The sequence below is a fragment of the Thalassoroseus pseudoceratinae genome (genome assembly GCF_011634775.1).
Taxonomy (GTDB): Bacteria; Planctomycetota; Planctomycetia; order Planctomycetales; family Planctomycetaceae; genus Thalassoroseus; species Thalassoroseus pseudoceratinae.
The window spans coordinates 411,384-430,060 of the sequence record NZ_JAALXT010000003.1 but is presented as its reverse complement, the minus strand read 5'-3'; the positions used below and the strand labels follow the sequence as shown (position 1 = coordinate 430,060).

The following is an 18,677-nucleotide window of genomic DNA, read 5'->3' as shown; positions in this document are numbered from 1 at the left end:
GAGAACCTGTTTTCCCGGAACTGTGACATCGTAATGAAACGTGGAGACCGTAAAATCCGCGGAATCGCTGATTTCATTACGACCACGATTTACAAGACCGACCTTCAGAAAACTTGGACTCAAACACCATGCCGGAATTGCCGGAAGTCGAAACGATGGTTCGCGGAATTCGTCCACACGTCGCAGGAAAGATCATCCGCACGGTTTCGGAATGTCGGTGTCCTTGTAAGCCCATCAGCATCACGCCGACCGTTCGAACGATGCAGCGTCGCGCCCGTGAGCAGACAATCACCAGCGTAGATCGGCTGGCGAAACGCGTTGTTTTGCACCTTTCATCCGGTGACGCCTTCGTCATCGAACCTCGCATGACCGGCCTGATGTTGCTTGCCGACCCGCCCAGCACGGAACACTTGCGAATTTGTTGGACGCTTTCGGACGGCGAATCCGAATCGAAACTTTGGTTTTGGGATCGGCGTGGCTTGGGCACGGTGCGGTTGTATCGTCCGGCGGAATTCGATGAGTTGCGTACCGTCAAACTCGGCCCGGATGCCCTGACGATCGATCGTGAGGAATGGACTCAACGTCTCCAGAAAACCAACCGTGCCATCAAGGTCGCCATGCTCGATCAGAAGATTGTTGCGGGGATCGGCAATCTCTACGCGAGTGAAATCCTTCATCTGTCCGGCATTTCGCCGTTTACATTGTGTTCGAGTTTGACCGAAACCGAGATTGATCGGCTCCACGATGCTGTTCGACAGATACTCTCCGACGCCATTCGCTACGAAGGTTCAACACTCTCCGATGGCACATATCGAAATGCATTGAACAAGGCAGGCGGGTATCAAAACGAACACCGAGTCTACGCTCGTGCCGAGGAACTTTGCCCGACCTGCCAGGAAACACCGATCCAGCGAGTCGTGCAAGCCCAGCGATCAACCTTTTACTGCCCGATCTGCCAATCATCCCCGCCGGAATCCGCTTGACCACAAATGCTATTTCGCAGCCGACAACTCCAAGCAGACGAGGTAATCTTCGCTACGCAAATAAAGCCGCCCGCGTGACAATACGGGAGCCGGCCAGGCGGGGTAATGGATCTCTGGATAATAGGTTCGTTCAAGTTCCACGTATTTCTTTGGATTGACCTCGGCTAACGAAAGCGTGCCGTATTCACCAAGGATGATAAATCGGTTCCCTACCCGAATATGTGAACCACGACCGAAGAACGGCGGGGTCACACGTTCGTTCGTGGTTCGGTTAATGACCTCACCTGTGCGACGATTGAGTGCGAGAATCGGTAGTTTGTCGAGATCACCTTCGTATCCGCTCGTGGACCATTCGACTTTCCCAGTCTTGACGGAGACGCACCGGAATTCGCCTTCATGTTCGTGTCGGCCAGAGAAGCCGTAGATGTAGCCATCGACTTCAATCGGTGTCGACCAGTGTCCTTGAAGGTTGTCGCGATCTTTCCAAAGTTCGCTGACAGATTTTCCATCCGCTGCAACTTTCAGCAAAACGGAACCGGCTTTATAGGCGGCCGTCAGAAAAATCTTGTCGCCATCAATGACAACCGGACGGACCGCGTTGACAGATTCATGATTGCGGACGCGGAACCAGTGTTTGAAGCGAAGTTCACCATTTTCAGGATCGAGCGATACCAGACCATGCCGCAACAAGCACAACACATGACGCTTCCCGTGAATCGTGGCGGCAATGGGTGAGGAGTAACTCACGATTTGTTCTTCACCGGTCCACTTGTAAGTATCGCCATCACGATAACCGGTCTCAACGCCGTCCCAAGTCGACTTGCCGACGTTCTCCCACAGCGTCTTTCCGGTCTTGGAATCAAATGCGACCACGCCGGAATTTGGCTGTCCACCGACCAAGACGATTAACCGGTCGCCTTCTAAAATCGGCGTGCAACCGATTCCAAAGAACGCCTGGGGCAATTTCCAATCCGCTTTGACATCCCGCTTCCAGAGTTGCTTGCCAGTTTGCAGGTCGGTACAGACCAGCTTGCCTTCGGCCCCGTAGGTGAAACACCGTTCCTCAGTGAGCAACGGTGTGCAACGTGGACCATTGTTGTAGCCGTAGGGGTCGGAGTACGTTGACGGATAGCTCGTCTTCCAGATTGATTCCCCAGTCGCTGCGTTCTGGCACTCGATGATTTCCTCGTCTTCTAGCCGATGGAAAATGACGAGCCGACCATTCCGAACCGAAGGCGCACTGTAGCCCGTGCCGATCTGTTGCTTCCAGACCACTTTGGGACCGCCCTCCGGCCACTCACTGAGGAGGTTCGTTTCCTGCGAAACCCCGGTGCCGTCGGGACCGAGGAATTTCGGCCAATCGTGACCGGGTCGCAGGTTCGTTGTTGCTTGCGGAGACGACGTCGCGGACGGCTCAGCAGCCTCACTCACGGAGGCAATCCCGCAAACCATCACAGCCCAGCAGAGACCGGCTCCGGCAATCAATCGGCGTCCCATGCAATGAATCCTTCCCACTCTGAAAAAACAATATCCGGTTGAAGCATCAGTGTATCCAAGTGGGTTCGGGATGTCGAAGCGATGGCGAATGAATTGTCACAACTTCCGTTGTCACGATTTGACCTGCTACGATGTTGTGAGTCCAAAACACGCCATTCACGTACAAAAAAATTAGATCTTTACGCTGATGCCAAATGTCTTACAGGATGTGCCGGAGTTGTCGCAGAGTGGGGATGATCGCGGATTGGTGCGAATTCCCGTGGAACAAGACGTCCCGTTCACGCCGCGTGTTCGAGCGCTCGTGGATACTCCGCAATTCCAACGGCTTCGGCAGATCTCCCAACTCGGACTGACCTCGCTGGTTTATCCGGGAGCCACGCATACACGGTTCGAACATGCGTTGGGTGTGTTTCACAACGCGATTCGATACCTTCGCCAACTCGGCAAAGATCCCCGATTCGAGGCCATCGCGGACCGGCACACAATCGACGTGCTGCTGGCTTCCGCCCTGTTGCATGACCTGGGGCATTGGCCGTTCTGCCATCCGATCGAGGACATGGCTCTCCCGAATCTGCCGCCGCACGAGGCCTTCGCGCGGGAATTCCTATTGGAACCGGAACTGTCGACGGTGTTGCGGGAGCGGTGGGAGATCGAACCGGAGGAAGTGTTGTCCGTGCTGACACACTCGGCGACGTCGCCCGGCTTGCGGTTGGCGGATTCCGTGTTGTCCGGTCCCATTGACATCGACAAGATGGATTATCTTCATCGAGACAGCCTGCATTGCGGCGTACCGTATGGACGGAACTTCGACCGCAACCGATTAATGCAATCACTGATGCTCGATTCCGACGGAACCGGGCTGGCGATCAGTGAGAAAGGTCGCACTGCCGCTGAGATGATGGTGTTCGCTCGATACGTGATGTTCAGCGAAGTCTATTGGCATCACACGGTGCGAGCGGCGACGTGTCAATTCGCGCGAATTTTTTATGAGCTGTCGCCACGACTCGATCTGCAGTCCTTCTTCCGCATGGGCGATGCGGAGGCCATCGAGGAACTGAAACGACACGCGAGCGAGCTTCCGAAAAACGAAATGATCGACGAACTGTTCGGCTCGCAACGCGTCCTCTACAAGCTCGTGCACGAACTCAGCATTTTCCAGCACGAGGATTTATATCGGTTGCTCGCTGGCAGACCGTTTGGCGACTTGGTCGCGGTGTGCTCGCAGGTGGCGAACGAGGCATCGAAGCAATTGGGGTGTGAAGTTCGGAAAACGGATATCGTGATCGATGCTCCGCCTGTGCATCGAGAAGTGCAATTCCGCGTGCAAATCCATTATCCGAAGGAAGAACGCGCACGATGGCTGGCCGACGTGTCTCCCGTGGTCGCATCGTTAGCACGGGAGCAGTTCGATGACTTTGTGAAACGTGTCCGTGTCTTCGTCCATCCGCGGCTACGGGACCGCTTGCGAAATTGGACGGGATTCCTTCCCTGCATACGTGTGGCGATCGAAAGTCGGATTGCGGCGAATCACTCCTGATGAATGTTGCCGATCTGCAACAAAACATCGCAACAGTTGGCTCGCGACGCGAATTTCTCACAGTCCTTGCAAAACGGGGGAAACGAACTTTTCAGTAGTCATTCTCCCTCCGTATGTTGAGTGACATTCCACGGGGACCTTGGTCTCATGTCGCTCGCGCAAACTGTGAGGAGGAAGTGATCAATGCAAATCTGCGAACCGATTGCGGATCGATCGTTGGAGGTCCGACCGACTCATCCCGAGGTCCAGTGGCTCCGTCGAATCGATACCGATCGACCACGTCGACACCTCGACGAGATCTCGACCACGACTCGTTTCTTCAAACGTGCAATTGACATTGTCCTGGCGTCAAGCATGTTGGTCGTTCTTTCGCCTGTGTTGCTTCTCGTCGCGGTTTTGATTCGACTGACCTCACCAGGGCCGGTACTGTTTCGGCAAGTGCGGGTGGGCTTGAATTCGCGTCGAGCAAGCCGGCGTGGAGCGACAACGGGCCCCGTGCCATACGAACGTCGCCGCACGGACCGTCGGCAACAATTCGGTTACGGTCGCCCTTTTACCATGTACAAGTTTCGCACGATGCGAACCGATGCCGAGCGAAATGGTGCCCAATTCGCCACCAAAGGCGACCCTCGTGTGACTCGGATTGGTCGCTTCCTTCGCCGAACTCGATTGGATGAACTTCCGCAACTCTGGAACATTCTCCGCGGCGATATGTCCATGGTGGGTCCACGTCCGGAGCGTCCGGAATTTGTTGGAAAACTGACCGCCGATATTCCCGACTATCCACAACGACTGGGACTGAAACCCGGGTTGACGGGCTTGGCTCAGGTCGTCAATGGATACGACAACGACTTGGACGGTTTTCGCCGCAAGATTCGTTACGATTTGATCTACATGGAAAATTGCTCGCCCGGCAACGATGCTCGGATTTTGCTGCGAACATTCGGGGTGGTCATCTCTGGTAAAGGGGCCGTGTAGACCGTTGGATTCCGATGCGATGAGACCTGCGTGACTCTCGCCTCGCCCCTTGGCAGTTGCTAAACTACCGGTCGTTCAGGGATGAATCCGATAGGCAACAAGTCGCAAGGGATCTGAGACGATGCTACATGCAGTAATTATGGCGGGAGGCAGTGGAACTCGGTTTTGGCCGCAAAGTCGTCACGAGCGTCCGAAGCAACTGCTGAAGTTGGCGGGTGAACGGACGATGATTCAAGGCACGCTCGACCGTGTCACGCCTTGGATTCCCAGTGAAAATGCCTGGGTGGTGACGAATCGCAGCCAGGCCGTCGAAACATCTCGGCAGCTTTCTGATGTTCCGGCATCGCAAATTCTCGTGGAACCGTGCGGACGCAATACCGCCCCGTGTATCGGATTGGCGGCGATTCAACTGCTCGCGAAAGATCCCGATGCCGTCATGCTGGTCATGCCTGCGGACCATGTCATCGGCCCTGTCGAGGTCTTCCAAGATGCCGCTCGCCGTGCGGTCTCGATCGTCGAAGCGAACCCCGACGCTTTCGTGCTGTTTGGTGTCCCCCCCACATATCCAGCGACCGGCTTTGGTTACATTGAACGTGGTGAAAGTATTCCCGCGGCCGAAGGGGCGTTCCAAGTAGCCGGTTTCAAAGAAAAACCGGATGCCGAACGGGCTGCTGAACTCGTCGCGGCGGGCAAATACTATTGGAATTGTGGCATTTTTGTCTGGCGTGCTCAGGCAATTCTCGATGCGTTGAAAGAATACGAGCCAACGATTCACACCACGTTGATGGAACTCGCCCACGCAATCGAAGGGGGCTTCGATGAAGCCTTGGAACGACTCTTCCCAGAGATGAAATCCATCTCCGTCGATCATGCTGTGCTCGAACGCACCGCTCATGCGGCTGTCATCGAAGCGCCGTTTCAATGGGACGACGTTGGCAGTTGGGAAGCATTGCCGCGATTGCTCTCGCAAGACGAAAACGACAACACCATCGACGGCCAACACTGCGGACTCAAGACGACCGGGTGCATCATTCGTTCGCTGGACCCCGATCACCTCATCGGTACCGCAGGCATCGAAGACTGCATCATCGTGCACACACCGGATGCCACACTCGTCGCGAAGAAAGACGATCCCGGTGCCGTCAAGGAATTAGTCGGCAAACTTAAGGAACTCGGTTTCGAGGGGTACTTGTAAGGATGAATTCCGAAGTCGAGACTCCCACCCCCGCTGAATTTCCCACCAACGGTCGTCTGTTAGGTGTTGACTACGGAACAAAACGCGTGGGCTTGGCGGTTTCGTCTCCGGATCAGAAATTCGCCGGTCCTCTGGAAAACTACAACCGACGCACTGAACCGCTCGATGCGAAACACTTCTTGCAAGTCGTTTCGGAGAATCGGATCAAGGCGTTGGTTGTTGGTTTGCCGGTTCATCTCAGTGGCGATGAAGGTCAAAAAGCGAAGGAATCTCGCGAGTTCGGGCAATGGCTCGCCGACCTCACTGGCTTGCCGATCCGCTATTGGGACGAGCGGTATACGTCCGCTCGTGCGGAGGAAGCGTTGTTGGAAGCCGGGTTGAGTAAGAAGAAGCGTCAGGCCCGTCTCGACAAGCTGGCGGCTCAATTCATGTTGCAGGCTTACCTGGACGCCCCCGATCGCGAGAAATCTCCGGAATCGATGTAGTCTTACGGTCGGCGGCAATCGAATGAGAGCACTTGAAACTCAATTCCCCCGGTATTGGATCGCACTAGGATCGTGTTTGATCGTGTTCGGCTGTGGAAACGGTGACGTCGCGGAATCGGTCGAGCAATTGAAGTCCCATGAGACTCAAACTCGGCAATCTGGTGCACGAACATTGGCGGAGATGAAGGGGGAACGGAAGGAATCAATTCCCGCCCTTGTTGAGTCGCTGAACGACACTGACGCAGACGTTCGGCGACTTTCCGCGGCCGCACTCGGACGACAAGGTACAACCGCAATCCAAGCAGTTCCCGAGTTGATCGAACGACTGAACCGCGAGGACGATCGATCGGCACGACTGGCAGTGGCTTACGCGATCGTGCAAATCGATCCCAGCCGAGTGGAACCTCTGGAAGTATTGATGGAGTCTGTCCGGCGTCGCGAAGTCGGTTCTCTGGTCAAACTGCAACAGATGGGGCCGACCGCGAAACAGGCCGTTCCATTGCTCACGGATGTGCTCCGAGATCCTCGCAGCATCATCCGGTTGCAAGCCGTGAAAGCCCTCGGGGCGATTGGGTCCGACGCCCAACCTGCGTTGCCGACCTTGCGTCGTTTGGCGAACGATCCCGACGTTAGTATCCGCGACGCTACAACCGCAGCGATTCAGTCCATCGAACAATCCGGTGGAGAGGAATAAGATGACGGCCCCGAATTCCGATCCCGAAACCTTCGCCGGACATCTCGAAAACGCAGTTCAAGCGGGGACTCTCATCAGTGCCGTGCTGAGTCGGCCCAAGAATCGGCAGGAATCCGCCCGCAAGATCACGGTGTCTCCGTTGAAGATCCGCGGCGAGCTGCTTTACCAATTCGCTCACCGATATGACCGTGAAGAAACTCATGAGAATGTGACGGCGGAAGCGGTTTCCGAGCGGTTGCAAGAATTGATCGGCACCCGGTATCGGGACTGTCATCTTATGACGACCACTGCCGACTACCAATTGCGTTTGAACAAGAAAGGGCATGCGAAGCTCAGTCAGTCGCCGCCGTCCCACACGAGTTCGCTGGTCACGGATCACAACCGACGCAAACAACACCTGATCCCCGATGGTGAACCATGCGACTTTCTCGCCGCCATTGGAGTCATGACCGCCGAAGGTCGAGTGAAGGCGAACCGACAACGCAAATTCCGACAAATCAATCGGTATCTGGAACTCGTCGAACATATCATTCCAAGCCTGCCAAAAGATGGTCCGTTAAATGTGGTCGACTTCGGATGCGGGAAAAGCTATCTCACATTCGCGTTACATCACCTTTTGACGAAAATTCACGGACGTGTTGTTTCCATCGTGGGCCTGGATCGCAAGACGGCTGTTCTGGCGGATTGTCAACGAATTGCCAGTCGGCTTGGACTTCGTGGGCTTCGTTTTGAAGAAGGGGACATCGCCGCGTTCGATACCAACGAACCCGTCCACCTGGCCGTTTCGCTCCACGCTTGCGACACCGCAACGGACGATGCCATCGCACAAGCCGTGCGGTGGAATGCCAACGTGATCCTCGCGGTTCCGTGCTGTCAGCACGAGTTGGCCCGAAAGATCACACCAGATTGGCTCGCGGGCATGCAACAACACGGCATTCTTCAAGAGCGTCTTGCGACCCTGTTGACCGATTCACTGCGTGCCAAAGCGTTGGAGGCAGTCGGCTATCGCACGCAGGTGGTCGAATTCATCGACATGGAACATACAGCGAAGAACGTGCTGATCCGTGCGGTGCGTCGAGAGCCGACGAGCGAGAATCAACAAGAAGCATTCCGTGAATATCAACAATTGAAGCAGACAGCGGGTCTCGACGAAATCTATTTGGACTCTGTGTTGGACTGGGCCTCTTTGTCGCTGGACTGACGATTCGGGCGGTTCGTGTTAGAACCGATTGGCTCTGCGGTTTCCCATGCGTGACGTAGAAGTTCGATGAACTCGGCACTCATCCCGGCCGCCAATCGCGGTGCGGAGTTGAAATGATTGCCAACCGATTTCTCCGGACGCAACGGCCAATTGAGATGTTCCTCGAACGCGGTCCACTCGGTTTGATCATCAGTTTTCAACTGCCGCAGCCACTCCATCCCAAAACGAACATGCTCGATTTCGTCGTCGTGAATCACTTGCATGCAGGCCGCACTCTTTTTGTCGCCCGCGACGTCGAACGCGGTCTTCCACTCCAAAGAATGGTCTAAATTCGCTCCTTCGAACGTCAATGGAATTCCGGCGAGGTAGTCCAACACGCTGCTGAACTCCAGCGACTTCTTCCAAATGTAACAGTTCACCGGCAGGGAACCGAATTCAACGCCGCACCGTTCGGCATGCCGGGCATGCATTCTGGTGTGTCGTTGTTCGTCTTGGACCACTTTCGCAAGCCCCATGCGAAATTCCGTTGGGGCGTGGGGAAACGCCACCAAAGTGCGAGCCATCACCTCACACGCTTGCAGTTCGTGGTTGGCCATGATGTGATGAGCCACTCCACGACGCTGCGGGTCACGTAACGTGTTCGGATGCGGCATCTTTGGAGCAGTCCGAGCCGGTGCGAACTGAAGATTCGCAGGGCGAACCGGCTCCGTCGGGAACCATGGTTCACCGGGTTCGCGGTCCGACAAGGGTGAATCGGGAACAGCGAGTTTTTTCTCAAGGGACGCGGACTTTAAGATCCGCTCCGCAAAATGGCGGAGTTCCATTTCAACATCTCAATTCAGTTCGTTGCATCGGGCTTCGGCGCAGAATAGCAACTTGCCAGCCGGAAACCCACGGTATGCGTTTCCAATCGACTTGAATTCTCGCCTTCGATTGAGCCTTTGTATATAATCACTCGGCAAAGCACCGTCGGAATGCCAATCTGAGAGTGAGCAGACACGATGAATCAATTGCAAGAACGCACACGACGACACTTCTTCGCGGAATGCGGAGTCGGTTTAGGCTCGGTGGCATTGGCACAGCTTCTGGGACGAGACGCCGTTGCGGATCGGTTGACGGAACCGATGGCCACACAACCCACGCATTTCCCGGCCCGTGCGAAAAACGTGATCTTTCTTTTCATGGCGGGCGGCCCCAGTCATCTAGACCTGTTCGACTTCAAGCCGGAATTGCAGAAACATGATGGGGAAGTCATTCCCGACAGCTACACGGAAGGCAAACGGTTCGCGTTTCTGAAGAAGAATGCGAAACTGCTGGGCACACGCCGGAAATTCCATCGAGCGGGGGAATGCGGCATGGAGCTATCCGAACTGCTACCGCATACAGCCTCCATCGCAGACGATATCTGCTTGATCCGCTCGATGAAGACGGACGTGTTCAACCATGGGCCCGCGAAATTATTTACCAACACGGGATCGTCACGGTTCGGCCGCCCGAGTATGGGCGCGTGGGTGACGTATGGAATCGGAAGCGAATCCAGCAATCTTCCCGGTTTCGTCGTCTTGCAATCCGGCCCGCGTGGCCCCCGAGGTGGTGCACCACTCTGGGGAAGCGGATTTCTTCCCACAACCTACCAGGGTGTTCCGTTTTTGAATGGGGCGGATCCCATTCTGAATCTTTCAAACCCGGCTGGTTTTGATGCTTCGGCTCAGGGGAAATTTGTGCAAACGGTGAATCAGATGAATTCGCTGCGTCACGAAACCGTCAACGATCCGGAAATCCGCACCCGAATCGCTGCCTACGAAATGGCTTATCGAATGCAGTCCAGCGCCCCCGAGCTGATGGACCTGCGTGGCGAAACCGAGACCACCCTCAATTCATACGGCGTCGATCCTGCGAAGCCATCTTTCGCGCGAAACTGTTTGCTCGCAAGACGTTTAGTCGAACAAGGTACGCGGTTCGTGCAACTGTATCACACCGACTGGGATCACCACGGCAATCCCGGAACCGATCTTGGTAAGTCATTGGATGCGCGATGTCGAGAGACGGATCAGGCTTCCGCTGCATTGGTCAAAGACTTGAAACAACGAGGATTGCTGGAGGACACATTGGTCATTTGGGGCGGCGAGTTTGGACGGACACCGCAAGGCGAACCACGAGACAGTCTTGGTCGTGACCATCACATCGATGCTTACTCACTCTGGATGGCGGGTGGTGGCGTGCAAGGTGGTCAAGTCATCGGAAGAACCGATGATCTCGGATATTTCGCGGTCGAGAATCCGGTGCATGTCCACGACTTCCAGGCAACAGTGCTCCATCTCCTGGGATTGGATCACGAACGGTTGACCTACCGCTTCCAAGGGCGTGATTTCCGTCTCACCGATGTAGCCGGTCACGTTGTCACGCAGGCTCTCCGTGCCAACGCGAAAACCTCGTAATTTTGAGAAACTTCAGCAACTGCCCAGATCCCCACCTACAAATTTCGATGTCGGCGGTATGATTCAAAGATTCTGAATAACCGTCGGAATCTTCGCCTCCCACTCGGTGTGGCGTGTCTCCTCTGATCAGCAGTTGCGATCGCAAAATTATGAAGGACCTCATCGATTCTATCTATCGAACAGAGTTCGAGCATTCGCAACACCCGCTGCTTGTTGTCGATTGTGCGACCAACCGAGTCGTACATTTTAACTTGCAAGCGATGATGCTCCTGCGTTATCCGGCAGGCATCCTCGTGGAAACACCCTGGGACACCCTTGCAGAATTTCCATCGAAGAGGACCAAACAATTCCCGTTGCAGCAAAGTCCCGACAGCGAATTTCAACCGGCGACAATCCGGTGTGGAGACGGCTCTCAGGTTGATGTCCAAGTCCGTTCCGAGTCCATCAGCTTTTTCAGTCGAGACTGTGAGCTCGTCCACTTTCGCTTGGGAAATGAAACCGCAATTCCGCCGATGGTCCGGGATTTGGAGCTTCCTTCGGACGAGGACCGAATCCAATTTGAGAACCTGCAAGCCGAGGAGCGTTGGCAACTACTTTCGACTGAAGTGCCCGGTCTGATCTACCAAACATGCGGACCGACCGATCGGATTGAGTTCCGTGTCCCATATATCAATGACCGAGTTGACGACTATCTCGGCTGGTCTGCGGCCGAGATTTACGAGTCGCCGCTGCGATTATTGCAGGGAATTTATCCGGAGGATTGGTCCCGATATTGCGACACGGCCCTCGCAGCGATGGGAAAACTCTCCCCCTTCGAGATTGAGCTGCGATTGTTCTCCAGACAGACCGGTGCGGTGCGGTGGTTTCGTGTTTGCTCGCGTCCTCGCGTCCTTGATAATGGTGATCAACTTTGGTCGGGATTGGCTTTGGACATCAGCGAGCAACGTTCCTCTCGCGAGTCGCTCCAATTGCTCAATCGGAAACTCGAGGCCCGAGTTGAAGAACGGTCTCGCGAGTTGGTGGAAGCGCAAACCAAGCTGATCGATCTTCAGGCGACGATGTGTCGGGCGAGCCGTTTCAATTTGATTCGGCAACTCGCCGCCGGTTGGGCACACCAGGTTCACCAACCACTGGCAGCCATCGCAAACTATGCAGCTGTCGGAAAACGGAACGAAGAGACAGGTAGTTCCCAACTGAGGCTCTTTGAAGAAATCCAGAGCGAAGCGTTGCGTGCCGGCGAGTTACTACGGGAGATTCGATCGTTTGTCTCCGAGCAACTTCGGGAACCCGGTGATCACAATCTTTCGGAGATTGTGAACCGAGCATTGGAACTTGCCCGCGTAGTCTTCCAGGAGAACAACATTGATTTCCAAGTTGATTTGCCGACACATGCCCCCACCGTCAAAGTCGATGAGAATCATTTGATTCAGGTGATTTTCGACCTGTTCATGAATTCTGTCGAAGCGATGACGGCCGCCGAAATTGAAAACCCTCGAATTTGGATCCGGCTCGAATCACTCGAGAACCGTGTGGAGTTGACCATCGAAGATGTCGGGCCCGGGGTCCCCGAGCAGGGTCACGCCCAAGTCTTCGATGAATTCTACACCACTAAAGAAAACTCATTGGGATTGGGTCTGCCGATGAGCCGAGCGGTTGTCGAGACATACGGGGGAACGCTTAAACTCATCCCGGATGCAGAACACACCGCTTTTCAATTAGTTCTTCCTCGAATTCCCACTGGTCAATCCATCGTGCCTAGCGAATGAGCCATGCGAACGCAGATTCGCATGGCTCAAGCTTCGTTTGGCATAGGCTTCTAAAGAACGCCCTCACCAAAACCAAGCCCGTCGTCGTTCGAGACTGTGTCGAGGTAGTTGCCAGACACCGCTGTTTTCTCGTGACCGTTACTCGAAGAATTCCCAAATCGAGGCCCTCCACGGTGAGGGGCATTTGGCGTGGTCTGAGCCGGTTCAATGCGGTGACGCACGTCACGGTCATCTTGAAAAGTACGAGTCGGTGTCGTTGGTCGGAAGTCTTCCGAGGTGTCCGATTCGTACTCGTAATCTTCGTAGGACTCTTCGCCGTAATCGTCGTAGGTACAAATGTAGTCCGGCGATTTCGACAGCTCAAGCTCTTCCTCAAAAGCGGTCAACACACGTTCTTGGATCAGCTCCCGACAGGCGGAATTGATCGGATGAGCAATATCGGCGTAGAGTTTCGCTCGACCTTCGGTGTTGCGAGTCGCTCGTTCTTCGTCGAGCTTGAGACCGCAATGATTGCAGTATTGGGAACGCAGATGGTTCTTGCACTGACAACGCGGGCAACGGTCCGTTAGTTTTCGGCTAGGCATCGCAACGAACGACCCCTTGGACCCTTGGATGATTTTCAAATCTCGAATGACAAAGCAACTATCGAACGTGATCGAGCAGAAAGCCTGCAAGCGATCGTTCGGGTCATCCATGAGTTTGATGCGGACTTCAGTGATCTCCACAGCCGTCCTCCTTCTCCGGTGTTCTAAAACAAGGTGCGTGCCACAAAAACGCGTCCGATGCGTTTTGCTCTGAGTCGGGCGGCCACCGTTCGAGCTTGCCGATGAGATCGGCAAATCGCGAAGCAGCTGGACCCGCTGCCACTCATCAGGTGGCCAATGACGGACTCTCGATCCAATGTTGATGATACGTCGTTGATGTCTGCATTCATCGCCCGCGCTGGGGTTTCCAGCGTGTTGTAAAGATGCGATGAAAACACAACCTCTGGTTGTTTTTTAAGTTGCGTCACAAATTCCGATGCGGATGGGCCATCTGGGTTCGGTGTGCATTGCTGAAAGACCTTCGCGGTCGACAATCCGGTTGGCGGATGGATGACGACGACCGGCCGACCACCAACTGACGGAACCGGTTGAATGACTTCGCCCCGCCCACTGCACAAAGCTGTTGATGTCGGTCCAAGAAAGAAATTGACGTCACTGCCAAGTTCGCCGCCAAGTTCGAGCAAGCGGTCCCTCGACCATCCAAGTTCCCAGATTCGATTCAGAGACCCCAGCGTTGCGGCTGCATTGCTCGACCCACCCGCAAGCCCCGCTTGCATCGGGATTCGCTTGGTCACACGAATTCCGATCGGCTCGGACCGTCCAGATTGCTCCCGAACGAGGTCGACAGCTTTGCGAATAAGGTTCCGAGAATCCGTGGGAAGCGGGTCGCCACCGATCTGAGATTGATCAACGCTAAGACGAGTTTCTCCGCTCGGAGCCGAATCGATTCTCTCGAAAACCATCGCATCAAAGAGATCGATTGCGACCATGACAGTTTCAAGGTCGTGAAACCCATCGCTTCGTCGTCCAATGACGCGAAGAAAGAGGTTGAGCTTGGCGGGTGTATCGACCGCCAATGCATGGCCAATCGACCGAAACCGCATGGCTACATCATCCTGTTGACTGCATCGATTCGCGAGATTGACTGTGGGTGTCAAAAACTAGCGTTCTGATTGAGATCGATTCATCTCCTGTGAATCAATTCAGTTTGTCTGAAAATTGATGCTATCTCCATTTGAAAATTCCGTCAAGACGGCTTCAAGACCGGACGCGGTGATCAAAGGGCCACAACCACTGTTTGTTCGCGCGGGATTGACAGAATTCGGCACACCTCGTAGAACTCGCGCCACTTCTCTCTCAATACATTCTCTCAATCTCCGCAGCTCACACCGCGTCCCGAACGTTAGTGTTCGTGGGATGTTGCGCAGTCCACCGTACTGCCAAATCCGATGAACTTGAATGTGTTTGGGCACGGCCTGAGATGCGTTAACTGTTCAGTAGGTAATACCATGCGGCAATCCGCGAGACTGCTGATCATCGCCCACGTCTTGACCTATGCGGCCACAACCTACGCGGCCGATGAATTGTTTCGCTCTCCTACGGACTTGGCAGAGGTATTCCGGCCGACCGACGAACCTTTCTGCCGATTCGACACGTCATCTCATACCGACTTGCTAGACACCGAGTCTACGATTGCCGATTCCGGCGATGAGTCGGCTCGTCGAAATCCAACGCCGCGGTTCGACAGTGCTACTCAGACAGAGATTGATTTTATCCAGGCCACGGAGCCAATCGTCATTCGCGCCCAGAATGGCAGCATGTTCGGTGCAGGAACACGTTTACGGTTCGACTACTCAGAAGATTACAACGACGAAGTCCGAATTCACGGTCAATTAATGACCCAACTGACCGGGCAATTCGGTCTCGATGCGGAATCAACGTGGTACGACAAAACACGAAACTCCGACATCGATGGCGAACTGTGGACCGGGGATGCAAACCTCGTCTACAAAATGGACGTCAGCCGGATAACGCTTCGCTTCGGTGGGGGAGCCGCGTACGCACTCAAAGATGGTCGTGCGGACGTTGGTTACAACATGACTTACGGAACCGACTTCTACATTCGCCGACCATTCCTGGTTTCCGGGGAGATCGACTGGGGAGAAATCTCAGGCGATCAACTTTTCCATTGGCGGGTCACCACTGGTTTTGTTTACGGATCGCTCGAGATTTTCGCAGGGTACGATTCTTACGAACTCGGGGAATTCGATATCAACGGGCCGGTCGCGGGTCTAGGGATTGTCTTCTGATTCGTCCGTGTTTCGAACTTGCGGCAATCGCCAACCGCTGTTGAAGATGTTCGCCCAGGCGATTTCTTCCTTGTAGCTGTCCGTTGTCTTCTCAAATTTGACGACAGCCACATCCCCAAGTCGGGGGAACAGCCACGAGTTCGACGCTTTGAAATCCTTTTCATGAAACGTGTGACCGCTGTTGATGACCACGTACCGATTCGGATTGAGCGGATTGGGGAAGATCATGCAAAGACCGTGCGTGGTCGCATTGAACGTTTGATCGGCGATTTGAATTTTCTCATCGGTCCATCGAACTGGTAGGTCCGGCAGAATTTTCGCCAGCACGGAATTCGAGCCAGGATCACCGAACAGCACGATGTTCTTCTCTTGGATCATTTCCGGCGTGAGTTCGTCATCGTTGACGGTCGGAATCTCCGCCCGCATCCACTGATCGAATTCCCGCTGGAAGCGTTCGAAAGTCCAGTTGGCCCATGCGTTCTGTGCCTGATTCCGTGGTGTTCCTGTTCCACGGACACAGACAAACGGTTGCATGAACGCATCGTCAATCGGCCCTTGTAGATCGCGGCGTTTCATCAAGTCGGTGTTCGAGTCGAAGTTGCGAGATTCGTCGTAATTCAACACTCGCCATCCTCGACCGCGATGCACATAGTACACGTCTGGCAGCAGGCCATCGGCCGCAAAACTGAGCGGCAGGGGTTGGCCGTCGATCTCGATTTGAGCCGCAACTTCCCGTGCGATTTTCAAAGCGACAACGTTCTTCGTTTTGAGCGACAGAATTCCTTCGCTATTGCGACCGCCTTCCACAATGGCCGGTTCATACATTCGCCCGAGTTGGCTGACCTCAAGCCAATCACAACGATTGTACTTCGGCGTGTAGGTGATAAAGCGAAGTTCCTGCTGCCCCGGATATCCGGGGCGTCCGGTCGCGTTTTTCTCTGCCAAGAACGCCATGAATTTCTCGCGGCTATCCTCGTCGAATTTGTGTCCCATGTTCTTGCCAACAAGAAGGTCAATTTCGATGCCGACCGACTTCGCCGCCTCCGCGACACTTTCGGCTGCTGCTCGCTGAGGATCTTTCTCGCCGCCGTAACCGATCATTGGCACATTGAAAGCATTCATGGAATAGTCGACAGCATCGTAAATGTGCAAAGTTGAATGCTGCCAAGGAGGAAGTTTTTCGGACTGTTTTTGGTACTTGTAGAAATCGACGAAACCGGCTCCCGCTCCGACGGATGCCCATTTGCCGGGATGATGCAAACCGAGATGCCAAGCCCCCGCTCCGCCCATCGAGAACCCCCACAGAGAGATTCGGCGATGATCAATGCGGTATCGTCGGCGGACATCTTCGATCGCTTCAAACACATCCGTTTCACCAGCCCATCGGTAGGCATTGTTTCCACGGCCGTAGACATCGAGCTGAATCCACGATTGCCCGTCTGGCGTGGGTTTGCCGTCATGCCGTGCAATGAAGTTGACTTCGTTCATTTGGTTGGCCCGTCCATGCAAGACAACATACAACGGCCAACGCTTCGTGCTTTCAGGGTCGAAATCGTTGGGCAGTGTCAGTGCATATGGTTGAACGGACTGATCGATCTTGGAGTAATAGCCGCGAATGGTTTTGGCTTTCACGCCATTCCAAACCGGCTTGTCGACCTTCAACCGTTCGGCCCGCATCAAGCCGGTGTGCAATGCTTTTGAAGCATCACCGAAGTAATTCTTCTTCGGAAACTCATTCCACCGCAACGCCCATTCGACGGCCTTGGCATACACTTCGACATCCGCGACAGACCGAAGATCCAATCGGGTCCCATCTTTCTCGGCAGCTTCGATGCGGCGTGCCTTTTCGGCGTCCAACACCGTCCGCAGAGTCGTCAGATGCTTACGCAGTGAATGTTCCTGCTCGGCAGTGATCTCCTGAGACCACAATGGAGCTGAGGCGACACCGAGCCAAACAGCCAGGCAGACCGGAAACGCAGTGGACGACTTCATAACTCTGAAACTCCCGAAAAAGGCGGACGTTGCAAACCAGAACCAGTCTCAGCCTTCATTCGGTGCCAGGTGTTTTGCCTCGAACCCACATGCCTTGTGAGCCCCGTCACAAAACGGCATGCGTTCCGACTTCGTGCAGCGGCAAAGCGCGAATTTTTCTTTCTCACCCAGGTTGTACGTATTTCCAAGATGATCTTTCAGCGTGACCGGTCCGGTGATCAAAATTGGACCGTTCTCGCGGGTCATCACTTCGACTTGGGCATCCGACATTGGCGTCTTCTCTGTCATTGAGTTTTGTTCTGAGGAATGATTGACGCGAGGATACCGTTCAGTCCGTTCGGACGCAAACATACGCCACGCGAAGCGACCCGCCGTCCACGTGGAAAGCATCAACCGTTAGTCGGCCCACTCTGCCGGGAATACGATGTATTGGGGCGGAACGTGGTCGGTCAGCCAGACGCCGTTCTTTGTGCGATAGAACAAGTGACCGTGCTGGCCCATCTCACGGGATGCAATCCGCAGCAACACGGGTTCTCCACGACGCGCTCCCACGATGGACGCCGTTTGTTCGTCAGCTGAAAGATGGACATGATGCCGCTGTCCTTTGAGCAGTCCATGAACGCGAATCGAATCCAGAAAACGTTCGACGGTCCCGTGAAAGAGCATCTCGGGCGCGGGCACGCTGTTGAGATCGAGGTCGACTTTCACGGAATGCCCTTGATTGGCTCGCAGACGTTGGGAATCTTCACTGACCGCGAACCGCTGCTTGTCCGACTCAGAAACAATCCGGATCACATCGTCCCGTGTGATCCGTGTCCCATGCCGGTTTGCGTGGTCAAGTAAGGTGTCGATCTCCACCCACCCATTGGCATCCAGTTCAATCCCAATCGAGCCAGGATTGTGACGGAGAACATAACTGAGAAACTTGCTCAGTCGCTTATCTGTATTCTTCATTTTCATCTCTCTAAAACAATCGGTTTGAATTGCTATACGCTTCCGACCACGGATCGATTCACCACGTCAGGCGAATTGAATGGCCAAACTCACTATGATGCGG

At 54.6% G+C, this 18,677-nt stretch carries 17 protein-coding genes; 10 read left to right on the top strand and 7 right to left on the bottom strand.

The window, feature by feature from the left end:
- Window positions 1–128 precede the first annotated feature (128 nt).
- Window positions 129–983 carry a bifunctional DNA-formamidopyrimidine glycosylase/DNA-(apurinic or apyrimidinic site) lyase gene (mutM, locus tag G6R38_RS11760; protein WP_166824973.1) on the top strand — a complete coding sequence of 285 codons (855 nt, stop codon included), beginning with the start codon at window positions 129–131 and terminating at the stop codon, window positions 981–983.
- Window positions 984–992: 9 nt separating this feature from the next.
- On the opposite strand, the gene G6R38_RS11755 is transcribed toward mutM, so the two are convergent.
- Entirely contained in the window at window positions 993–2,480 is a 1,488-nt protein-coding gene (locus G6R38_RS11755) for an outer membrane protein assembly factor BamB family protein (protein WP_206028558.1), read from the bottom strand.
- A 187-nt stretch (window positions 2,481–2,667) separates the two neighbouring features.
- On the opposite strand from G6R38_RS11755, the gene G6R38_RS11750 reads away from it, so the two are divergent.
- The 6 genes from G6R38_RS11750 (at window position 2,668) to G6R38_RS11725 (ending at window position 8,570) form a co-directional block, all read left to right on the top strand.
- Window positions 2,668–4,017, top strand: a complete 1,350-nt coding sequence (locus G6R38_RS11750; RefSeq protein WP_166824970.1) for an HD domain-containing protein — start codon at window positions 2,668–2,670, stop codon at window positions 4,015–4,017.
- 183 nt (window positions 4,018–4,200) lie between these two features.
- Window positions 4,201–4,995, top strand: coding sequence for a sugar transferase (locus G6R38_RS11745; RefSeq protein WP_240928169.1), 795 nt, complete (start codon window positions 4,201–4,203; stop codon window positions 4,993–4,995).
- Window positions 4,996–5,116: 121 nt separating this feature from the next.
- On the top strand, window positions 5,117–6,190 hold the full coding sequence (locus G6R38_RS11740) for a mannose-1-phosphate guanylyltransferase (RefSeq protein ID WP_166824967.1): 1,074 nt from the start codon (window positions 5,117–5,119) through the stop codon (window positions 6,188–6,190).
- A gap of 2 nt (window positions 6,191–6,192) precedes the next feature.
- Window positions 6,193–6,675, top strand: a complete 483-nt coding sequence (gene ruvX, locus G6R38_RS11735) for a Holliday junction resolvase RuvX (protein WP_166824964.1) — start codon at window positions 6,193–6,195, stop codon at window positions 6,673–6,675.
- A gap of 22 nt (window positions 6,676–6,697) precedes the next feature.
- Entirely contained in the window at window positions 6,698–7,369 is a 672-nt protein-coding gene (locus tag G6R38_RS11730) for a HEAT repeat domain-containing protein (protein WP_166824961.1), read from the top strand.
- A 1-nt stretch (window position 7,370) separates the two neighbouring features.
- Complete coding sequence (locus G6R38_RS11725; RefSeq protein ID WP_166824958.1) at window positions 7,371–8,570, top strand: class I SAM-dependent methyltransferase; 1,200 nt, start codon at window positions 7,371–7,373, stop codon at window positions 8,568–8,570.
- Here G6R38_RS11725 and G6R38_RS11720 read toward each other — a convergent pair.
- Window positions 8,525–9,394 carry a DUF455 family protein gene (locus G6R38_RS11720; RefSeq protein ID WP_166824955.1) on the bottom strand — a complete coding sequence of 290 codons (870 nt, stop codon included), beginning with the start codon at window positions 9,392–9,394 and terminating at the stop codon, window positions 8,525–8,527. The genes G6R38_RS11725 and G6R38_RS11720 overlap by 46 nt on opposite strands.
- A 177-nt stretch (window positions 9,395–9,571) precedes the next feature.
- On the opposite strand from G6R38_RS11720, the gene G6R38_RS11715 reads away from it, so the two are divergent.
- Both G6R38_RS11715 and G6R38_RS11710 read left to right on the top strand, forming a co-directional pair.
- Window positions 9,572–11,008: a DUF1501 domain-containing protein gene (locus tag G6R38_RS11715; RefSeq protein WP_166824952.1), complete on the top strand. Its 1,437-nt coding sequence runs from the start codon at window positions 9,572–9,574 to the stop codon at window positions 11,006–11,008.
- Between the two features lie 149 nt (window positions 11,009–11,157).
- A complete protein-coding gene (locus G6R38_RS11710) occupies window positions 11,158–12,774 on the top strand; it encodes a PAS domain-containing sensor histidine kinase (protein ID WP_166824949.1) in 1,617 nt (538 codons plus the stop codon).
- Between the two features lie 50 nt (window positions 12,775–12,824).
- On the opposite strand, the gene G6R38_RS11705 is transcribed toward G6R38_RS11710, so the two are convergent.
- On the bottom strand, window positions 12,825–13,499 hold the full coding sequence (locus tag G6R38_RS11705) for a SpoVG family protein (RefSeq protein ID WP_166824946.1): 675 nt from the start codon (window positions 13,497–13,499) through the stop codon (window positions 12,825–12,827).
- A 23-nt stretch (window positions 13,500–13,522) separates the two neighbouring features.
- On the bottom strand, window positions 13,523–14,422 hold the full coding sequence (gene ispE, locus G6R38_RS11700; RefSeq protein WP_166824942.1) for a 4-(cytidine 5'-diphospho)-2-C-methyl-D-erythritol kinase: 900 nt from the start codon (window positions 14,420–14,422) through the stop codon (window positions 13,523–13,525).
- Window positions 14,423–14,827: 405 nt separating this feature from the next.
- Between ispE and G6R38_RS11695 the strand changes: the two genes are divergently transcribed.
- A complete protein-coding gene (locus tag G6R38_RS11695; RefSeq protein WP_166824939.1) occupies window positions 14,828–15,628 on the top strand; it encodes a hypothetical protein in 801 nt (266 codons plus the stop codon).
- Here the strand turns inward: G6R38_RS11695 and G6R38_RS11690 are convergent.
- The 3 genes from G6R38_RS11690 to G6R38_RS11680 all read right to left on the bottom strand — a co-directional run bounded on the left by G6R38_RS11690 (window position 15,611) and on the right by G6R38_RS11680 (window position 18,574).
- Complete coding sequence (locus G6R38_RS11690; protein WP_166824936.1) at window positions 15,611–17,620, bottom strand: prolyl oligopeptidase family serine peptidase; 2,010 nt, start codon at window positions 17,618–17,620, stop codon at window positions 15,611–15,613. The two genes, G6R38_RS11695 and G6R38_RS11690, sit on opposite strands and share 18 nt — an antisense overlap.
- 48 nt (window positions 17,621–17,668) lie before the next feature.
- Window positions 17,669–17,890 carry a CDGSH iron-sulfur domain-containing protein gene (locus tag G6R38_RS11685; protein WP_166824933.1) on the bottom strand — a complete coding sequence of 74 codons (222 nt, stop codon included), beginning with the start codon at window positions 17,888–17,890 and terminating at the stop codon, window positions 17,669–17,671.
- A gap of 126 nt (window positions 17,891–18,016) precedes the next feature.
- Complete coding sequence (locus tag G6R38_RS11680; RefSeq protein ID WP_166824930.1) at window positions 18,017–18,574, bottom strand: RNA 2'-phosphotransferase; 558 nt, start codon at window positions 18,572–18,574, stop codon at window positions 18,017–18,019.
- Window positions 18,575–18,677 lie beyond the last annotated feature (103 nt).

Excerpts from the sequence above, each read along its gene's own strand:
- mutM (WP_166824973.1), top strand. The coding sequence starts at position 129 with ATGCCGGAATTGCCGGAAGTCGAAACGATGGTTCGCGGAATTCGTCCA.
- G6R38_RS11755 (WP_206028558.1), bottom strand. The coding sequence starts at position 2,480 with ATGGGACGCCGATTGATTGCCGGAGCCGGTCTCTGCTGGGCTGTGATG.
- G6R38_RS11750 (WP_166824970.1), top strand. The coding sequence starts at position 2,668 with ATGCCAAATGTCTTACAGGATGTGCCGGAGTTGTCGCAGAGTGGGGAT.
- G6R38_RS11745 (WP_240928169.1), top strand. The coding sequence starts at position 4,201 with ATGCAAATCTGCGAACCGATTGCGGATCGATCGTTGGAGGTCCGACCG.
- G6R38_RS11740 (WP_166824967.1), top strand. The coding sequence starts at position 5,117 with ATGCTACATGCAGTAATTATGGCGGGAGGCAGTGGAACTCGGTTTTGG.
- ruvX (WP_166824964.1), top strand. The coding sequence starts at position 6,193 with ATGAATTCCGAAGTCGAGACTCCCACCCCCGCTGAATTTCCCACCAAC.
- G6R38_RS11730 (WP_166824961.1), top strand. The coding sequence starts at position 6,698 with ATGAGAGCACTTGAAACTCAATTCCCCCGGTATTGGATCGCACTAGGA.
- G6R38_RS11725 (WP_166824958.1), top strand. The coding sequence starts at position 7,371 with ATGACGGCCCCGAATTCCGATCCCGAAACCTTCGCCGGACATCTCGAA.
- G6R38_RS11720 (WP_166824955.1), bottom strand. The coding sequence starts at position 9,394 with ATGGAACTCCGCCATTTTGCGGAGCGGATCTTAAAGTCCGCGTCCCTT.
- G6R38_RS11715 (WP_166824952.1), top strand. The coding sequence starts at position 9,572 with ATGAATCAATTGCAAGAACGCACACGACGACACTTCTTCGCGGAATGC.
- G6R38_RS11710 (WP_166824949.1), top strand. The coding sequence starts at position 11,158 with ATGAAGGACCTCATCGATTCTATCTATCGAACAGAGTTCGAGCATTCG.
- ispE (WP_166824942.1), bottom strand. The coding sequence starts at position 14,422 with ATGCGGTTTCGGTCGATTGGCCATGCATTGGCGGTCGATACACCCGCC.
- G6R38_RS11695 (WP_166824939.1), top strand. The coding sequence starts at position 14,828 with ATGCGGCAATCCGCGAGACTGCTGATCATCGCCCACGTCTTGACCTAT.
- G6R38_RS11690 (WP_166824936.1), bottom strand. The coding sequence starts at position 17,620 with ATGAAGTCGTCCACTGCGTTTCCGGTCTGCCTGGCTGTTTGGCTCGGT.
- G6R38_RS11685 (WP_166824933.1), bottom strand. The coding sequence starts at position 17,890 with ATGTCGGATGCCCAAGTCGAAGTGATGACCCGCGAGAACGGTCCAATT.
- G6R38_RS11680 (WP_166824930.1), bottom strand. The coding sequence starts at position 18,574 with ATGAAGAATACAGATAAGCGACTGAGCAAGTTTCTCAGTTATGTTCTC.